The sequence below is a fragment of the Pseudomonas sp. CCOS 191 genome, from assembly GCF_001007005.1.
GTDB classification, from domain to species: domain Bacteria; phylum Pseudomonadota; class Gammaproteobacteria; order Pseudomonadales; family Pseudomonadaceae; genus Aquipseudomonas; species Aquipseudomonas soli.
This window is the reverse complement of the sequence record NZ_LN847264.1, coordinates 847,484-861,579: the sequence shown is the minus strand read 5'-3', so window position 1 is coordinate 861,579 and position 14,096 is coordinate 847,484. Positions and strand designations below refer to the sequence as shown.

Sequence of the window (14,096 nt, the reverse complement as noted above, 5' to 3'; positions counted from 1 at the left end):
CGCTGCCGGGCCCCAGGCCGGCAAAGGAGTGCCCGTGGTTCCCCGTTCCGTTGTGCGCCAACGCGGCGCGATCGGCCTGATGGCCGCGCTGACCATGGGCCTGGCCCTGGTGTTCATGCTCCTGACCGTCGACAGCGGCCGCCTCTACCTCGAACAACGCAAGCTGCAACGCATCGCCGACATGGCTGCGCTGGAAGCCGCCGAGCATGACGGCGCCTGCACCGGCAGCGGCCCGCAGGCATCCACCCTGGCCCGCACCGCCGCCACCCGCAACGGCCATTCGCCGCTCAACCCGCTGATCGCCAGCTGCGGCTACCTGCGCACCGGCAACGACAACCTGCGCACCTTCACTGCCGACAACCAGCGCAACGAGGCGATCAAGGTCGAGGTCAGCAATGTGGTGGTCACCAGCTTCGCCGGTGGCATCTACGCGCTGGTGCAGGGCGGTGCCATCGCCCGCACCACCACCCTGCGCGCCAGCGCGGTGGCCGCAAGCCCTGGGCCGCCCCAGGCAATGTTGAGCATTCGCAGCACACTGCTGCAGGTCAGTTCGATGCAGTCGGACATTCTCAACGCCTTGTTGAAGGCCATCGGCGCCAGCACGCAACTCACCGTGCTGGGCTGGCAAGGCATCGCCGATACCCAGCTCAACCTGCTCGACTACCTCGACGCACTGTCCACCGACCTGCACCTGAACCTGGGCGACTATCAGCAATTGCTGAACCTCCAGACCACCGCCGACAAGCTGCTGGACGTCGCCGTCAAAGTACTGCAGCAAAGCGGCGCCGCCGTGGAGGTGACCGGCAATCTGCTCAAACTCGCCGCGGACCTCAAAGGGCCGATCACCGTTGGACAATTGCTCAACCTGCAGACCGGCACCGTCCAGGCCGGCCTGGACGCGAACGTGCAAGTGCTGCAACTGGTCCAGGCGATGATTCAGCTGGCGGCTAATCGACAAGCGGTGAATGCCGAGATCCCCATCAACGTGCTGGGCCTGATCAACGGCCGCGTGTACCTGAAGGTGATCCAGCCCCCGCAGAACTCCGCCGTGGGCGACCCGCGCAGCGATGAGTTGCGCGTCCATACCGCGCAGATCCGCGCGCTGGTATCACTGGACCTGCCCCTGCTGAGCGGTATCGCCGGGTTGCTCAACGCCGTGCTGGACCTGGCGGCGCCCTTGACCAACGTGCTCAACAACCTGCTCAGCCTGAACCTGCTGGGCACCGTACAGTCGCTGACCTGCGCCCTGGGCATCCCGTGCAAGGTCAGCGACATCAAGCTATTGGACAGCCAGATGCATATCGATATCGGCATCGAAGTGGCTGAAGGCACCAGCCGCCTGCGCCCAGCCCCGCCTGACAACTACAGCTGCGCGCCCAAGAGCCTGACCACCCTCACCCAGCGCTCGGCGGCGAGGATCGCGATCGGCAAGTTCGACTCACCGGCTGACTTCCTCAGCAAGGGGCCTGACCTGGTGAAAGTGCAGGCCCTGCCGGTCATCGATATCGGCACCAATGTCTGCAGCCGCCTGCTGATCCTGCCGCCGTCCTGCGGTACACGCGTGCCCTATGCCGGCGGCGGTATCGGCCTGCGGGTGGACACCAAGCTGCTCGGCAGCGGCCCGACGGAAAAACCACTGGTCTTCGCCGGCGACCATGCCCCGCGCACTATCGGCCAGGATCCGATGTTCCAGCCCATGGATAGCGACCAGGCCCAGGTAGTAGGCAGCCTGTCCGGCACGCTTGCCGGTGTTCATCTGGAAGCCTACAGGCCCACTGCCAACAGTGGCCTCGGCCAGGTGCTGGTGCTCACCGCCGGCCTGCTGGACGGGGTGAAGAACATCCTCGAGCCGATCATCAGGAACCTGCTCAGCCCCTTGCTCGATCCACTGGTCAACGGCTTGCTCAAGGTGCTGGGCATCGACCTGGCCAGCGCCGAGGTCGGCGCCAACCTCAGTTGCTCCAGCGGCCACGCTCAGCTGGTGCAGTGAACCGGCAGCTCGATGCAGAAGCACGCGCCCCCGGGCGTGTTGCTCACCCTCAGCTCGCCGCCCATCTGGCTGACGATGCCGTGACTGACCGATAGCCCCAGGCCGGTGCCGACACCAGCCGGCTTGGTGGTGAAGAAGGGTTCGAAGATCCGCTCGTGCAGCCGCGCATCGATGCCGCCGGCATTGTCCTCCACCAGCAGCCACAGGCGCTCGCCATGCAGCGCCTGGCGCACGCGGATCCAGGGCTGCGCCACCTGCTGCTCCAGCAAGGCATCGCGGGCGTTGACCATGAGGTTGATCAGCACCTGCTCCAGCTGGTCCTGATGCCCGAGCACCTGTGGCATCGCCTCGGGCGATTCCAGGTGCAGCGCCACGCCCTTGCCGCGCAGGCCCTCCTCCAGCAATGCATGGGCGCCCTGTACCGCGCCCCAGGCGGCGAAGCGCTCGCGCTCGACCGTCGAACGCCGGCCATACACGCGCATGTGCTCGACCAGCCGGGCCGCTCGCTCTACCTGCGCCTCGATGCGACGCAACTTGTCCTCCAGGTAGGCCGGATCGGCGGCACCGTTCTCCAGGCGTTTGAGCGCATTGACCACTGCCATGCGCATCACGTTGAGCGGTTGGTTGATCTCGTGCAGCAGGCCGGTGGCCAACTCGCCGAGAGTGGCCATCTTGGCACCCTGCAACAGCTGCTGCTGGCTGCGCCGCACCTCGGTGTTGTCACGGCCCACGGCCTGGACCTCGAGCAGGCGGCCTTCGCCGTCGAACAGGCCGCGGTCGGCCCAGACCCACCAGGCATGCTCACGGCCAGGCAACTGCAGGCAGATCTCCGCGCTGCTCACCGGTTGCTCGGGAGTCAGTGCTCGCAGGCGCTGGATGAACCCCTCGCGCTGGTCGGCGGACAACCATTGCCCCAGGTCCGCGCCCTGCAACTGCTCGGGCGAGCAGCCCAGGTAATCGGCCAGCGGGCGATTGCCAAACAGCACGGTGAGGTCCGGGCGATAGCGGCAGATCATTGCCGGTGAGTCCTCCACCAGCACCCGGTAGCGTTCCTCGCTCTGGCGCATGCGCTCGGCGGCCTCGGTAGCCTCGCTGACGTCAAGCCACAGGCCGACCACTTCCAGCGGCTGGCCGAGGTCGTCACGCAGCAGGCGGGCCTCGTCGAGCATCCAGTGGTAACCACCGAGGTGGTCGCGCAGGCGATAGCGGCAACGCACCAGGCCATCGCGCAGCAGGCTGCGGGTACGCTCCAGCCACAGCGGACGGTCGTCAGGGTGCACCGCCAGGCCCGGCTGGCGGGCGAGTTCGCCGTCGGCCTCCCAGCCCAGCAACGGCGCCAGGCTGGCACTGTAGAAATCGCTGTGCAGCGCGCCCTCGGCATAGCGTTGCACATAGATCACCGCGGGTGAGCGGGCAATCAGGTTCTCCAGCCGCGCCCGGGCCGCGCCGGCCTGTTGCTCCTGGGCCTTGAGGGCACTGATATCGAGCAGGAAACCGCGCAACTGGCCACCCCGGCCCTGGCCAGCCCAATGGAACCAGCGCGGCGCCGCGAGCGGGTCACGGTCCAGCAGACGCACGCCCAGGCTCAACGCCTGCCCGGCACGGGCCTGGTCCAGGGCCAGCTGCGCCGGTTCGCGGTCGGCCGGGTGCAAGCGGGCAAGCCACTGGGCCTGGCCGACCCGGCTGTCGAAACCAAGGGCTGCGGCCAGGGCCGGGTCCAACTGCAGGTCGCCGTGCGCCGGCCACTCCCACCACCCCGCGCCCAACTGCTGCTGCAGGTCGTCGAGGTGATGGGCCTGGTGCTGCAATTGCTGGCGGCGATGCCGTACCAGCAGCGGCTCGGTCAAGCTGCGCACCAGGGCCATGGCCATGTCGACCGCAGGCACCTGGCGCGCCCCGGCGCACAACATCCAGGCCTCGGCCTCCAGCCCTTGCCGATAGGGCACCAGGAACAGCGAGGCGCCTCCGCACAGGGCGAGCAGATCAGGGTCGTCGCGCACCTCGATCAGGGTCTGGGCCGGCCACTGGTCCAGCCTGTCCCGCAACCGACGGTCATCGGGCCAGGGCCAGGCATCGTCGCTGCTGGCGAAGTGGCGCCAGCCGCCCGGCTCGCGCAGCACCAGGCGCAATGCGGCGGCCTGCCAATGTTCAGCCAGGCTGCGCAACTGCTCGCGCACCGTCTGCGCCAGGCGCTCGGCGCCGCATTCGCGCAGGGCATGGCCAATCTCCCCGAGCAGCGGCCGCTGGCGATCCCAGCGCTGTTCGCGGAGCAGGTCGCCGATATCGAACAGTTGCAGCATCCAACCCTGCTCGTGGCGTTGCAGCCAGCCACGGGTGTGCAGGGCGTGGCCCATGACCGTATGGAAATCCAGGTCCAGTGGTTGCCCCTGCCAGTCAGCGGGATGGCCTTCGAGCACCAGCCAGCTGTGTCGCTCCAGGTAGTCGTGCACCCGTGCGCCAGCCTGGCCGGGCAATGCCAGCAAGCTGCGCAGCGGGCCGGCCAGGCGCAGCACCCGCGCCTGGTCGTCGAGCCACAGTTGCAGGCCGACGGCGGGTGTCGCCTCGGGCGCCTGGGCGGGAGCCGGCGCGGCGAACCAGCGGTCGAACAGACCGCCACTCACAGTTGCAGGCTCGCCTGGGCCTGCAGCCGCGCGGGCAGCTTGGGCACATCACCGATCACGGGCAGCAACAAGGTTGGCAAGACCCGGTTGAGGCGTTCGCGAGGGTAGTCGATCACCACCGTCAGCACCTTGTCCGTGCCCACGGTGACCCGGGTATCGGTGTTCACATTGAAGCCCAGCGCATTGGGCATCCACGCCAGTTGCTGGCCGATCACCTGGCGGGCCAGCCCCTGCACGTCCAGCTCGTAGGTCTGGCTGTTCGGGTCCACGGCCACGCAACGGCGCACCGCTTCGCTGCTGGCCTGGTTGAACGACTGCAGCATGAGCATTGGCAAGGCGTAGCTGACCAGGCCGTAGAACACCGCGAAAAACACCATGAATACCGCGACAAACTCGATGGCAGCCGCGCCTTTTTGTTGTCCCGCCGGGCCTGCTTTCATGTTCGCGTCTACCCTGACTGTGAGACCTGTCTGAAAGCATAGAACCGTTCAACGAATAGGGATGGCATTTTGCCAATGCAAAGCATTGTTCTCCTGCTGTGGCTTGCCTTGTGCACCGAACAAGATGTCCGTGAACGACAAATCTCCAACGCCCTGACCCTGGGCGTCGCGGCGTGCGCCCTGGCCTGGCTGTTCGCCACCGGACGCAGCTGGATCGGCGCCGACGCCAGCGAGGCCGGCTGGGGCCTGGCCATCGTCATGCTGCTCACCCTGCCCGGCTACATGCTTGGCCGCTTCGGCGCAGGCGACGTGAAACTGATGGGCGCCCTGGCCCTGGCCACCAGCCCACAGTACGTGCTCGGCACCTTCATCGGCGCCGGGGTCACCGTCCTGGCCTGGATGTTCGGCCGCCGGCGCCTGTGGACCCTGCTCAACCCCAAGGTGAAGAAGCGCCTGCAGGCGCTGGCCGAACAGGTCGGCGACAAGCAGCCCTTTGCCCCCTACGTGCTCGCGGGCTTCCTGCTGACAGCGGTATGGATCCAATAAACGACCGAAGGGTCGGATTCTGGAGTAGGACCAATGTACATAACGGCAAAGTGCGACTACTTTTCTAACTGCCAGAGCGTCTGGCCCGGGAGCAGGGCCGATACAACAGGGAGTTGATCGTGAACAAACCCGTCAGTGAGGTGAAAGTGCTGGTGGTCGACGACCAGCCAGTGATCGTCGAAGAGTTGTGCGAATTCCTCGAAAGCGAGGGCTACCGTTGTGTCCCCGCCCACTCCACCGGCCAGGGCATCGACTGCTTCAAGGCGGACGAAACCATCGGCCTGATCCTGTGCGACCTGCACATGCCCGAGCGCGATGGCATCGAACTGGTGCGCACGTTGAAGCAGATCGCCGGGCCGCAGCGCATGTTCGAGGCGATCATGTTGACCGGCCGCGCCGACAAGCAGGACGTGATCCGCGCCCTGCGCGAGGGCTTTGCGGACTACTACCAGAAACCCATGGACCTGGACGAACTGCTCGAAGGCGTGCGCCGCCAGGAAACCGCGCTGCTGGAGCGGCGGCGCAACTTCCGCGAACTGGGCAGCCTCAACCAGCGCCTGCAGGAGCTGGCCGAGTCCATCGACGACCTCTACCAGGACCTGGAAAAAGCCCGGGGCCAGGGCGCCCATCGGCGCGCCGGCGATAGCGAGGAAGGCGAGCCGGAGCTGCCGGCGGCGTTCGAGAAGCTGTCGCCGCGGCAACTGGAAGTCGCCCGGCTGGTGAGCAAGGGCAAGACCAACTACCAGATCGCCTGCGAACTGGGCATCACCGAAAACACGGTGAAGCTGTATGTGTCCCAGGTGCTGCGCCTGACCCACATGCACAACCGCACGCAGCTGGCGCTGGCGCTGACCCCACGCTCTTCGCCGGTGCATCAGCGCTTTACCACCCATTGAATGCCTTGATTCTGATCGCGGGGCCAGGCCGCGATCAGGCACTCAATTGTTCGACGAACTGATCTTGGTCCAGCGGTAGAAATCCGGGATCGGATACTTGTAGCTGTCCAGCCAGCGCTGCATGGCCTGGTCGCGTTCCTTGTCGGTCTGCACCTGGCGCACGCTGGAGGCCTGGCGGTTGCTCGCCTGCACCTGCAACAGGGCTTCGGTGGCGGTCTGCGGGCGCGGCTGGCGCGGCGGGTCCTCGGCCAGCGCCGACAGTGGCGCGGCCAGGCAGGCGAGGACGATCCAGGGCTTGAACATGTTCACCTCCGCTCAGTTGATGGCCGCGGCCGGGGATTCGGTGGCGGCCAGCGGGCCACGCCCGTTGGCAAGAATGCGCTGCGCCCGGGCCTGGGCCTCGGCGAACTGCTCGGGCTTCAGGTGCAGGCGATTGACCAGGTCCTCCGCCTGGCGCCAGTTGTCCTGCACCAGCGACAAGGTCACCAGGTTGACGGCCGGCAGCGGGTTGTCGTCCTTGAGCTCGATGGCGGTGAGAAACTCGAAACGCGCCTGTTCGTGATTGCCCAGGTTCATCTGCACCACGCCCAGGTCGTTGCGCACCTTCTCGTCGGTGGGCGCCAGCCGCGCCGCCCGTTGCAGGTTGCGCAGGGCCTGGGTGTCGTCGCCACGGGCCGAGGCCAGTTGCCCCAGGCCGTGCTCGCCTTCGGCGGCCAGGCAGCCGCCGAGCAGGCTGCGGTAAAGCGGCTCGGCCTCGGGGCGCCCGAGCAGGCGCAGCACCTTGGCCTTGCGCAGACGCACCTGGTCGAGCTGCTCGGGCAACTGCTCCAGGTGGGCCAGCCCGGCGTGTGGACGGCCTTCGCTGATCATCTGGTCGGCCATGTCCAGGCTCAACTGCTGGTCGGCGTCGGGCTTGCCACAGGTGCCGCCGCCCAGCAGGCGCGCCAGGCCTTCGGGAGGCTGCCCGGCGCAGCCGCCGAGCAGCAGTAGGCTGATGAACGTCAGGATGGCTTTCATTGCGCGTCTCCCCTATCAATGCCCGAATGTTCCGGCGCTCATGAGCCCAAGGCCCGCGCCAGGGCGGAAAACCCCGGCCCGGCCAGGACGATGAGCAGGGCCGGGAACAGAAACACCATCATCACCGCCGACATCTTCGCCGACATTTTCGACACTCGCTCCTGCAGGCCAGTCAGGCGGCGGTCGTCGAGCAGTTCCTTGAGCGCCAGAAGCGACTTCATCGAGCCACTGCCCTGCACCAGCAGTTGCTGGAGGATGACGCAGGTGTCGATGAACTCGTCCACCGCCAGCAGGCGCGCGGTCTTTTCCAGCTCCGGGCCCAAGGCCAGGCCGGAATCGACCCGCTGCAACACCAGGCGCAACTCGTCGCTGATGTTCGGCACCAGGCTGCGGCCTTCCTGGGCCAGCACGCGCAGGGCCTGCTCCACCGCCAGCCCGGTTTCGAAGAGGATGCGCAGCAACGGGATGAGCAGGCTCACCTCCTCGGCGATCCGCCGCTGGCGCCGGGCCGCCGCCACGACCAGCAGGCGCTTGGGCAACAGGTAGCCCGCGCCCAGCGCACAGAGCACCAACACGCCCCAGTGCCCGCGGTTTTCCCCGGGCAGGCCATGGGCCAACAGCAGCGCCATGCCCACTGCCAGCACCGGCAAGCCCAGTTGCACGGCGGCGAACAGTGCGCGTTGCCGGCTGCGCCGCCAGCCCAGGCGGTCGAGCAGCGCCTGGGTCTCGCCGTCCAGCCGCTGCAGGCGCCGCCCCCACGGGCTGCTGCCCAGCCACTGCAACCAGTCGCCGAGGCGCTCGTCACGGTCCAGCCGCCCCTGCAGGCGCCGCGCCACGCGCTGGCGAGCGCGCCACTGGCCGATGGCCTGCGCGGCCAGCAGGGCGAACGCGGCGAACAGGCACAGGGCGCTGAGCATCAAGGCCATGGTCACAGGCTCCTCATCATGCGCCACAGCACCAGGCAGCCGACCGCCTGCATGACAAAGGCGAACAGCAGCATCATCTGGCCGCTGGCATCACGCCACATGGCCAGCAGGTAGGTGGGGTTGGCGAACAGGAAGTAGCCGACCATCACCAGCGGCAGCGCGCCGAGGATCCACGCGGTGATGCGGGTCTCGCCGGTCATGGCGCGCAGTTGCCGGTCGCCCTGCTCGTGCTCGCGGATCAGCTTGATCAGGTTCTCCATCAGTTCGCTGGCGTTGCCGCCGTGGCGCTGGTTGATGCGCAGCCCCAGGGCGAACATGCGCAGCTCGGCCTGGCCGTAGAGTTCGGCGAACTCGCTGACGGCATCCTCCAGCGGCACACCGAGCTGCACGTTGCGCCGCACTCGCAGCATCGCCGAGCGCAACGGCTCGCGGGTGCTGTCGACGCCGCCGAGCACCGCCTCGTTGAGGGTGCGCCCGGCCTTGAGGCTGCGCACGCTGTAGTCGAGCAGGCCGGGCAATTGCTGGACGATCTGCTGCAGGCGGCGCCGGCAGCGCCAACCCAGGTACAGGTGGCCGAGCAGCGGCAGGCCCGCCAGCACCATCAGCGCCGCCACCCAGCCGGCCAGCAGGCCGGCGAACAGGGTCAGCGCCAGCCAGCCCAGCAGCAAGGGGCGCGGGGAAAAATCGGCATGGGCAAGGCCTGCACGCTGCAGCAACGGGTCGAGCCAGTCACGCCGGGCCGTACCGCTGCGCACGGCACGGTAGGCCCGGCCCAGGCGTTCGAGGATGCGCTCCTCGCCGCGCTTGTACAGGCCCAGGCGCCACAGCAGCAAGGCCATGCCCAGGCACAGGGGCGACAGCGCCAGCAGCAGCGGGCCCATCACAGCACCCCTTCATGGCGCAGCTTGCCGCCGGCGGGGTTCGGCGCCTCGCGCAGAAAGCCTTCGCCACTGCGCCGGTCCAGGCGGAACAAGGTGTTGGTGACATACACATCGTCACGCACCCCGACCACTTCCAGCACCTCGCTGACGCAGCGTCGGCCATCGGCCAGGCGGGTCAGCTGGATCACTACGTCCAGCGCGGCGCAAATCATCTGCCGCAGGGTCTTCTCGGCAATCTGCCGGCCGGTCAGGCCGACCAGGGTCTCCAGGCGCAGCAGGGCGTCCTGGGCGGTGTTGGCGTGCACCGTGCTCATCGAACCGTCGTGGCCGGTGTTCATCGCGGTCATCACGTCGAGCACCTCGGCGCCACGGATCTCACCGAGGATGATGCGGTCGGGGCGCATGCGCAGGGCATTGCGGATCAGCTCGCTGGCCTTGATCTCGCCGTGGCCCTCGGCATTCGGCGGGCGGGTTTCCAGGCGCACCACGTGCGGGTGGTGCAGCTGCAGTTCGGCCACGTCCTCGATGGTCACCAGGCGCTCCTGGGGCGCGATCATCTGGCTGAGGATATTGAGCAGGGTGGTCTTGCCGGTGCCGGTGCCGCCACTGACCAGGATGTTGCAGCGCCGGCCCACGGCGCGTTCGAGAAAGTCGTAGATGGGCTGGTCGATGGCCCGGGTGGCCAGCAGGTCGGCGCTCTTGAGCATGTCCTGGCGGAACTTGCGAATCGACAGGCACGGCCCGTCCAGGGCCACTGGCGGGATGATCGCGTTGACCCGGCTGCCGTCGGGCATGCGCGCATCGACCATCGGCGACGACTCGTCCAGGCGCCGGCCCAGGGGCGCGAGGATACGCTGCATGACCCGCTCGACATGGTGCGCGTCGATGAAGCGCAGGTCGGTCTGCTGCAGCAGGCCGGAGCGCTCTACGAACACCCGGTACGGGCCGTTGACCAGGATCTCGGTCACGCTCGGGTCGCGCAGCAGCACCTCCAGCGGACCATAACCGGTGAGCTCGTCGACGATCTCTTCGGCCAGGCGCTCCATCTCGTAGCGCGACAGGGCCAGGCGCAGGCGCGCCACGTAGTCGCCCACCTGCTCGAGAACAAACTGCGCCAGCACCGGCCGCGCGCCCTCCAGCAGGTTGCGGCCGCTATCCTCGATGGCATCGATCACGTGCCGGTGCAAGGCGCGCTTGAGCGCCTGCGGGTCGCTGGCCGCGTGACGGGGCCCGCCAAAGGGTTCTTCGCTGATCATCGGTTGCCCCACAGCCGGCGCAGCCAGGTCTGGCCCGGCGGCGCGAGGTTTTCCGAGCGCCGCGCCAGGCGCTCGCCAAGCCCGCGCAGGGCCTGGGTAAGGCTTTCACGCGGGGCCAGTTCGAACAGGCTCAGGCCCTGGTTCTTGGCGTTCAGGCGCACTTCCGGGCTGTACGGCATGACCTTGAGCAAGGGCAGCCCGTAGCGCTTGGCCAGGGCCTCGGCATCCGGCGCCACCTGGCGCAGGTAGCGGTCCACCAGCAGGCTGGCGTGCTCGAGCTTGATGCCACGGTCGCGCCACTGCTCGAGCACGTCGAGGTTGCGCCGGCAGTCGAGGATGTTCTGGTCGGTGTAGACGATCAACTTGTCGCAGTGGCTGACCAGGGTCCGCAGCGCCTCGCTGTCAGCCTGCCCGGTGAGGTTCACGACGATGTGCTGGAAGTGCTGGCGCAGGGCGCCGAGGAGCATGTGCAGCTCGGCGGCGCTGGACTGTTGCAGGGCCTCGTCGTTGTCGGCATAGGCGAGGATGCGCAGGCCACCCTTGTCGCGGGTGAAGGCGCTGTCGATCAGGGTGGCGTCGAGCCGGCGCAGGTGGCGCAGGGCATCGCCGAAATGGAACGACGCCTCCAGGCCAAGCAAAGCCAGGCTGTCGCCACGGGGCAGGCCGAGGTCGAGCAGCAAGGTCTGCTGCCCGCTCTCCTGTACCACCCGCGCCAGGTGGGTGGTGAGCAGCGCGCCGTCGGCGCCGCGCTGGGCGCCGTAGAGCACGGTGAGGCCGCCGAGGCTGGGGTTGCTGGTGGCCGTCGGCAAGCGCTTGCCCAGGCGCCGCACCAGCCCCGCCACCTCGCTGGCGCGCGAGCCGTAGGCGACAAAGTCACGGGCGCCGGCGCGCATGGCGTGCAGCACCAGCTGGTTGTCCATGCCGTCGCCAAGGGCGACGATGGCCAGCATCGGCTTGGCTTCCAGCAGGCCCTCGATCAACGCGCACTGGCCGATCAGCTGTTCGCGGTCCAGGCCGATGAACACCAGGTTGCTGAAGGTCATGTCGACCAGCGCCAGCAACTCGTCGAGGTTCGCACTGCTGGCGCCGATCACCTGCCCCAGCGGCGCCAACGCGCCCTGCAGCCAGTGCAGGTCTTCGTCGTTGCGGGTCAGGGCCAGGTAGGTCTGGTTCAGAATTTCGCTCATTGGGACAACCCGCCACGGCCTTCGAAATTGCCGTTTTCCATGAAGAACAGGCGGCCCCAGCTGGGGTCGTAGGTACGCAACGCCTCGCCCGGCAGCTCCGGCAGGCGCGCATTGGCGGCCAACGGCTGGACCAGGTGCGGGGTGACGATCATCAGCAGCTCGGTCTCTTCGCGGTTGAGCGCCGACTGGCGGAAGAACGCGCCGATGATCGGCAGGTTGCCCAGGCCCGGCATCTTGTCCACGGCCGAGCGCACGTTGCTGCTGATCAGCCCGCTGATGATGAAGCTCTCGCCATCGGCCAGCGAGATGCTGGTGTCGGTGCGGCGCACGCTCAGGCCCGGCACGTGGGTGCCGGCGATGACCACCGCGTTGTTGTAGTCGAGCTCGCTGACCTCGGGCGCCACCTTGAGGGTGATGCGGTTGCGGCTGACCACGGTCGGGGTCAGCGCCAGGCGCACGCCGAACTCCTTGTACTCGATCGACACGTTGTCGCTGCCGCTGCTGGGCACCGGGATGGGGATCTCGCCACCGGCCAGGAAGCTCGCGGTCAGGCCGCTGAGCACGGTCAGGCTGGGGCGGGCCAGGGTGTAGGCGAAGCCGCTGTTCTCCAGGGCGTTGATCATCGCCAGGAAACGGCTGCTGCCGCCGCCCCAGACGATGTTGAAGACGTCGTTGTCGAGCGGGATGCCGGGCCGCACATCGGCGTAGGTCACCGGGTTGGTGCCGGTGGCGACGCCCGGCACGTAGCCGGGGCGCACCACGGTGTTGGGCACGGTATTGGGCGAGCCGATCAGGCTGTTGTTCGAGCCCTTGAAGAACAGCCGCGCGCCGGCCTCCTTGTACTTGAGGCGGCGCACCTCGACGAAGCGGATATCGGCCTGCACCTGCACGGGCAGGTCCTCCTGGGCCGTGGGCAGTTGCGCGGCCTCTGCCATGTCGGCGCTGGCCCGGCCCTTGACGAACAGCATGGCGCGGTGCGGCTGGGCGGCGCAGTCGGTCCACAGCAGCAGGCTGGTGGTGCCCTGCCCCACTCCCGTGAGCAGCACGGCCCGCTCGCCGCTGGGCTGCACATCGGCCACCTTGGGCTCGCCGACCGCCGCCCGGGTGATGGCCACCGGCAGGCGCAGCTCCTGCTGCAGGCCCTGGTCCATCTCGATGACCGAGGGCAGTTGGCCGAAGGCCGCGCAACCCTTCGCGGCCGCCTGCGCCGTCGGTGCGAGCAAGGCCAGGGCCAGCAGCGCCGGGGCCAGCCAGTTGCCTCGTGGAGTAACACGCAAAGAACTACGCATGGATCGCATCCTTGCCGGTTCAGGGAGTCTTGTTGTTGTCGCCGTTCTGCGCGCCACGGATGATCTGCATGGTCGGCGCGCCAGCCGCCGCGGCCGCCGCCTGGCTGGCCAGGGGCACCTGGGACAGCTGGCTGAAGCGGTAGAGGTTGCGGTTGGCCGTTTCCAGCTGTGGGCTGGCATCCTGGCCGGACCAATACCCGGCCAGCAGCGGCTCGTCAGCACTGCGCACCGCCAGGCGCAGGGTCCCGGCCTGGGCCGCCAGCATCAGCCGGCTGGCCAGGGCCTCGGGCACGGCCAGGCCCACGGTGCGCACAGGGTTGCTGGCGATGGACTGCTGGTCGCGGCGGGCCTTCTGCTCTTCGGCGCTCTGGGCCGGGCGCCCATCGTTGGCCAGGCCCGTCTGCTGGTCGACACTCAGCACGCGCAAGGCCGGCAACACTACCTGGGCGGAGGATTGCGGGTTGTTGTTTTCTTCACGCAGGAACAGCAGCACGTCGACATAATCGCCTGGACGCAGCTGCCCGGCGGCACCGATCACATCATCGATGGCCACCGCGACCGCCCGTTCGTGGGCGCGAATCATCCGCGCCAGGGGGCCGCCGGCCTGGAAGCTCGACTCGTCCAGCCAACTGCCCGCCGCAAGGGGGCGGGTACTGCTGCGCCCGAGCACCTGGTCAAGTTGCTGGAAAGCACCGGCCGGCACCACCTGCAGACGCTCGAGGAGCACATCCTCCTCGCTCAAGGGGGTGTTGGCCGCGACCGCCCTGCGCAGGACCACGATGGGCGAGCGTGGGGGTTCCGGGGGCGCGGCGGGTACGGCTGCGGCCGGGATGGCGGCCTCGCTGGGTGGGGTGAGAGGTGCCGGCGCAGGCTCGGGCGGACGGCTAAGGCGCAAGCCCCAGTACCCTGCGAGCAAGGCCGCGAGCAGGAACAGGCCGGCGAGGATCATGGTCAGGCGACTGCTCATCTGCGCTCTCCCTTACGCCCGGGACCAATGATGGCAAAAAGTAACTATTTCGCTATTGGACGGTAGCTGAGGCGCAATCT

Annotated in this window: 13 protein-coding genes; 3 read left to right on the top strand and 10 right to left on the bottom strand. The window is 68.1% G+C overall.

Features of this window, described 5'->3' with window-relative positions:
- Positions 1–34 precede the first annotated feature (34 nt).
- Positions 35–1,990 carry a pilus assembly protein TadG-related protein gene (locus CCOS191_RS03970; protein ID WP_231867469.1) on the top strand — a complete coding sequence of 652 codons (1,956 nt, stop codon included), beginning with the start codon at positions 35–37 and terminating at the stop codon, positions 1,988–1,990.
- Here CCOS191_RS03970 and CCOS191_RS03965 read toward each other — a convergent pair.
- Complete coding sequence (locus CCOS191_RS03965) at positions 1,975–4,611, bottom strand: PAS domain-containing sensor histidine kinase (RefSeq protein ID WP_052752576.1); 2,637 nt, start codon at positions 4,609–4,611, stop codon at positions 1,975–1,977. The genes CCOS191_RS03970 and CCOS191_RS03965 overlap by 16 nt on opposite strands.
- Complete coding sequence (locus CCOS191_RS03960; protein WP_046854139.1) at positions 4,608–5,051, bottom strand: TadE family protein; 444 nt, start codon at positions 5,049–5,051, stop codon at positions 4,608–4,610. The genes CCOS191_RS03965 and CCOS191_RS03960 overlap by 4 nt, the downstream gene beginning before the upstream one ends.
- A gap of 75 nt (positions 5,052–5,126) precedes the next feature.
- Between CCOS191_RS03960 and CCOS191_RS03955 the strand changes: the two genes are divergently transcribed.
- Positions 5,127–5,597, top strand: coding sequence for an A24 family peptidase (locus CCOS191_RS03955; RefSeq protein ID WP_038706832.1), 471 nt, complete (start codon positions 5,127–5,129; stop codon positions 5,595–5,597).
- A gap of 113 nt (positions 5,598–5,710) precedes the next feature.
- Entirely contained in the window at positions 5,711–6,493 is a 783-nt protein-coding gene (locus tag CCOS191_RS03950; protein ID WP_431196981.1) for a response regulator, read from the top strand.
- 42 nt (positions 6,494–6,535) lie between these two features.
- Here CCOS191_RS03950 and CCOS191_RS03945 read toward each other — a convergent pair whose 3' ends face one another.
- Genes CCOS191_RS03945 through cpaB form a run of 8 tightly spaced genes read right to left on the bottom strand, consistent with a single transcriptional unit; the run spans position 6,536 to position 14,016 of the window.
- A complete protein-coding gene (locus tag CCOS191_RS03945) occupies positions 6,536–6,796 on the bottom strand; it encodes a DUF3613 domain-containing protein (RefSeq protein WP_038706834.1) in 261 nt (86 codons plus the stop codon).
- A 12-nt stretch (positions 6,797–6,808) separates the two neighbouring features.
- On the bottom strand, positions 6,809–7,510 hold the full coding sequence (locus CCOS191_RS03940) for a tetratricopeptide repeat protein (RefSeq protein WP_038706835.1): 702 nt from the start codon (positions 7,508–7,510) through the stop codon (positions 6,809–6,811).
- A gap of 38 nt (positions 7,511–7,548) precedes the next feature.
- The gene (locus tag CCOS191_RS03935) at positions 7,549–8,436 is read right to left on the bottom strand and encodes a type II secretion system F family protein (protein ID WP_046854137.1); all 888 of its coding nucleotides are present in this window, start codon (positions 8,434–8,436) and stop codon (positions 7,549–7,551) included.
- Between the two features lie 2 nt (positions 8,437–8,438).
- Positions 8,439–9,320 (bottom strand): type II secretion system F family protein, encoded by an 882-nt coding sequence (locus tag CCOS191_RS03930; RefSeq protein ID WP_046854136.1) that lies wholly within the window; start codon positions 9,318–9,320, stop codon positions 8,439–8,441.
- Complete coding sequence (locus CCOS191_RS03925) at positions 9,317–10,573, bottom strand: CpaF family protein (RefSeq protein ID WP_038706838.1); 1,257 nt, start codon at positions 10,571–10,573, stop codon at positions 9,317–9,319. Before CCOS191_RS03925 ends, CCOS191_RS03930 begins: the two co-directional genes overlap by 4 nt.
- Entirely contained in the window at positions 10,570–11,760 is a 1,191-nt protein-coding gene (locus CCOS191_RS03920) for a pilus assembly protein (RefSeq protein WP_046854135.1), read from the bottom strand. The genes CCOS191_RS03925 and CCOS191_RS03920 overlap by 4 nt, the downstream gene beginning before the upstream one ends.
- The gene (locus tag CCOS191_RS03915; RefSeq protein WP_046854134.1) at positions 11,757–13,049 is read right to left on the bottom strand and encodes a type II and III secretion system protein family protein; all 1,293 of its coding nucleotides are present in this window, start codon (positions 13,047–13,049) and stop codon (positions 11,757–11,759) included. Before CCOS191_RS03915 ends, CCOS191_RS03920 begins: the two co-directional genes overlap by 4 nt.
- A gap of 19 nt (positions 13,050–13,068) precedes the next feature.
- Complete coding sequence (gene cpaB / locus CCOS191_RS03910; protein ID WP_046854133.1) at positions 13,069–14,016, bottom strand: Flp pilus assembly protein CpaB; 948 nt, start codon at positions 14,014–14,016, stop codon at positions 13,069–13,071.
- Positions 14,017–14,096 lie beyond the last annotated feature (80 nt).

Bases quoted from the DNA above. Each gene is read 5' to 3' on its own strand.
- cpaB (WP_046854133.1), bottom strand. From the start codon at position 14,016: ATGAGCAGTCGCCTGACCATGATCCTCGCCGGCCTGTTCCTGCTCGCG.
- CCOS191_RS03925 (WP_038706838.1), bottom strand. From the start codon at position 10,573: ATGATCAGCGAAGAACCCTTTGGCGGGCCCCGTCACGCGGCCAGCGAC.
- CCOS191_RS03915 (WP_046854134.1), bottom strand. From the start codon at position 13,049: ATGCGTAGTTCTTTGCGTGTTACTCCACGAGGCAACTGGCTGGCCCCG.
- CCOS191_RS03945 (WP_038706834.1), bottom strand. From the start codon at position 6,796: ATGTTCAAGCCCTGGATCGTCCTCGCCTGCCTGGCCGCGCCACTGTCG.
- CCOS191_RS03960 (WP_046854139.1), bottom strand. From the start codon at position 5,051: ATGAAAGCAGGCCCGGCGGGACAACAAAAAGGCGCGGCTGCCATCGAG.
- CCOS191_RS03920 (WP_046854135.1), bottom strand. From the start codon at position 11,760: ATGAGCGAAATTCTGAACCAGACCTACCTGGCCCTGACCCGCAACGAC.
- CCOS191_RS03955 (WP_038706832.1), top strand. From the start codon at position 5,127: ATGCAAAGCATTGTTCTCCTGCTGTGGCTTGCCTTGTGCACCGAACAA.
- CCOS191_RS03940 (WP_038706835.1), bottom strand. From the start codon at position 7,510: ATGAAAGCCATCCTGACGTTCATCAGCCTACTGCTGCTCGGCGGCTGC.
- CCOS191_RS03935 (WP_046854137.1), bottom strand. From the start codon at position 8,436: ATGGCCTTGATGCTCAGCGCCCTGTGCCTGTTCGCCGCGTTCGCCCTG.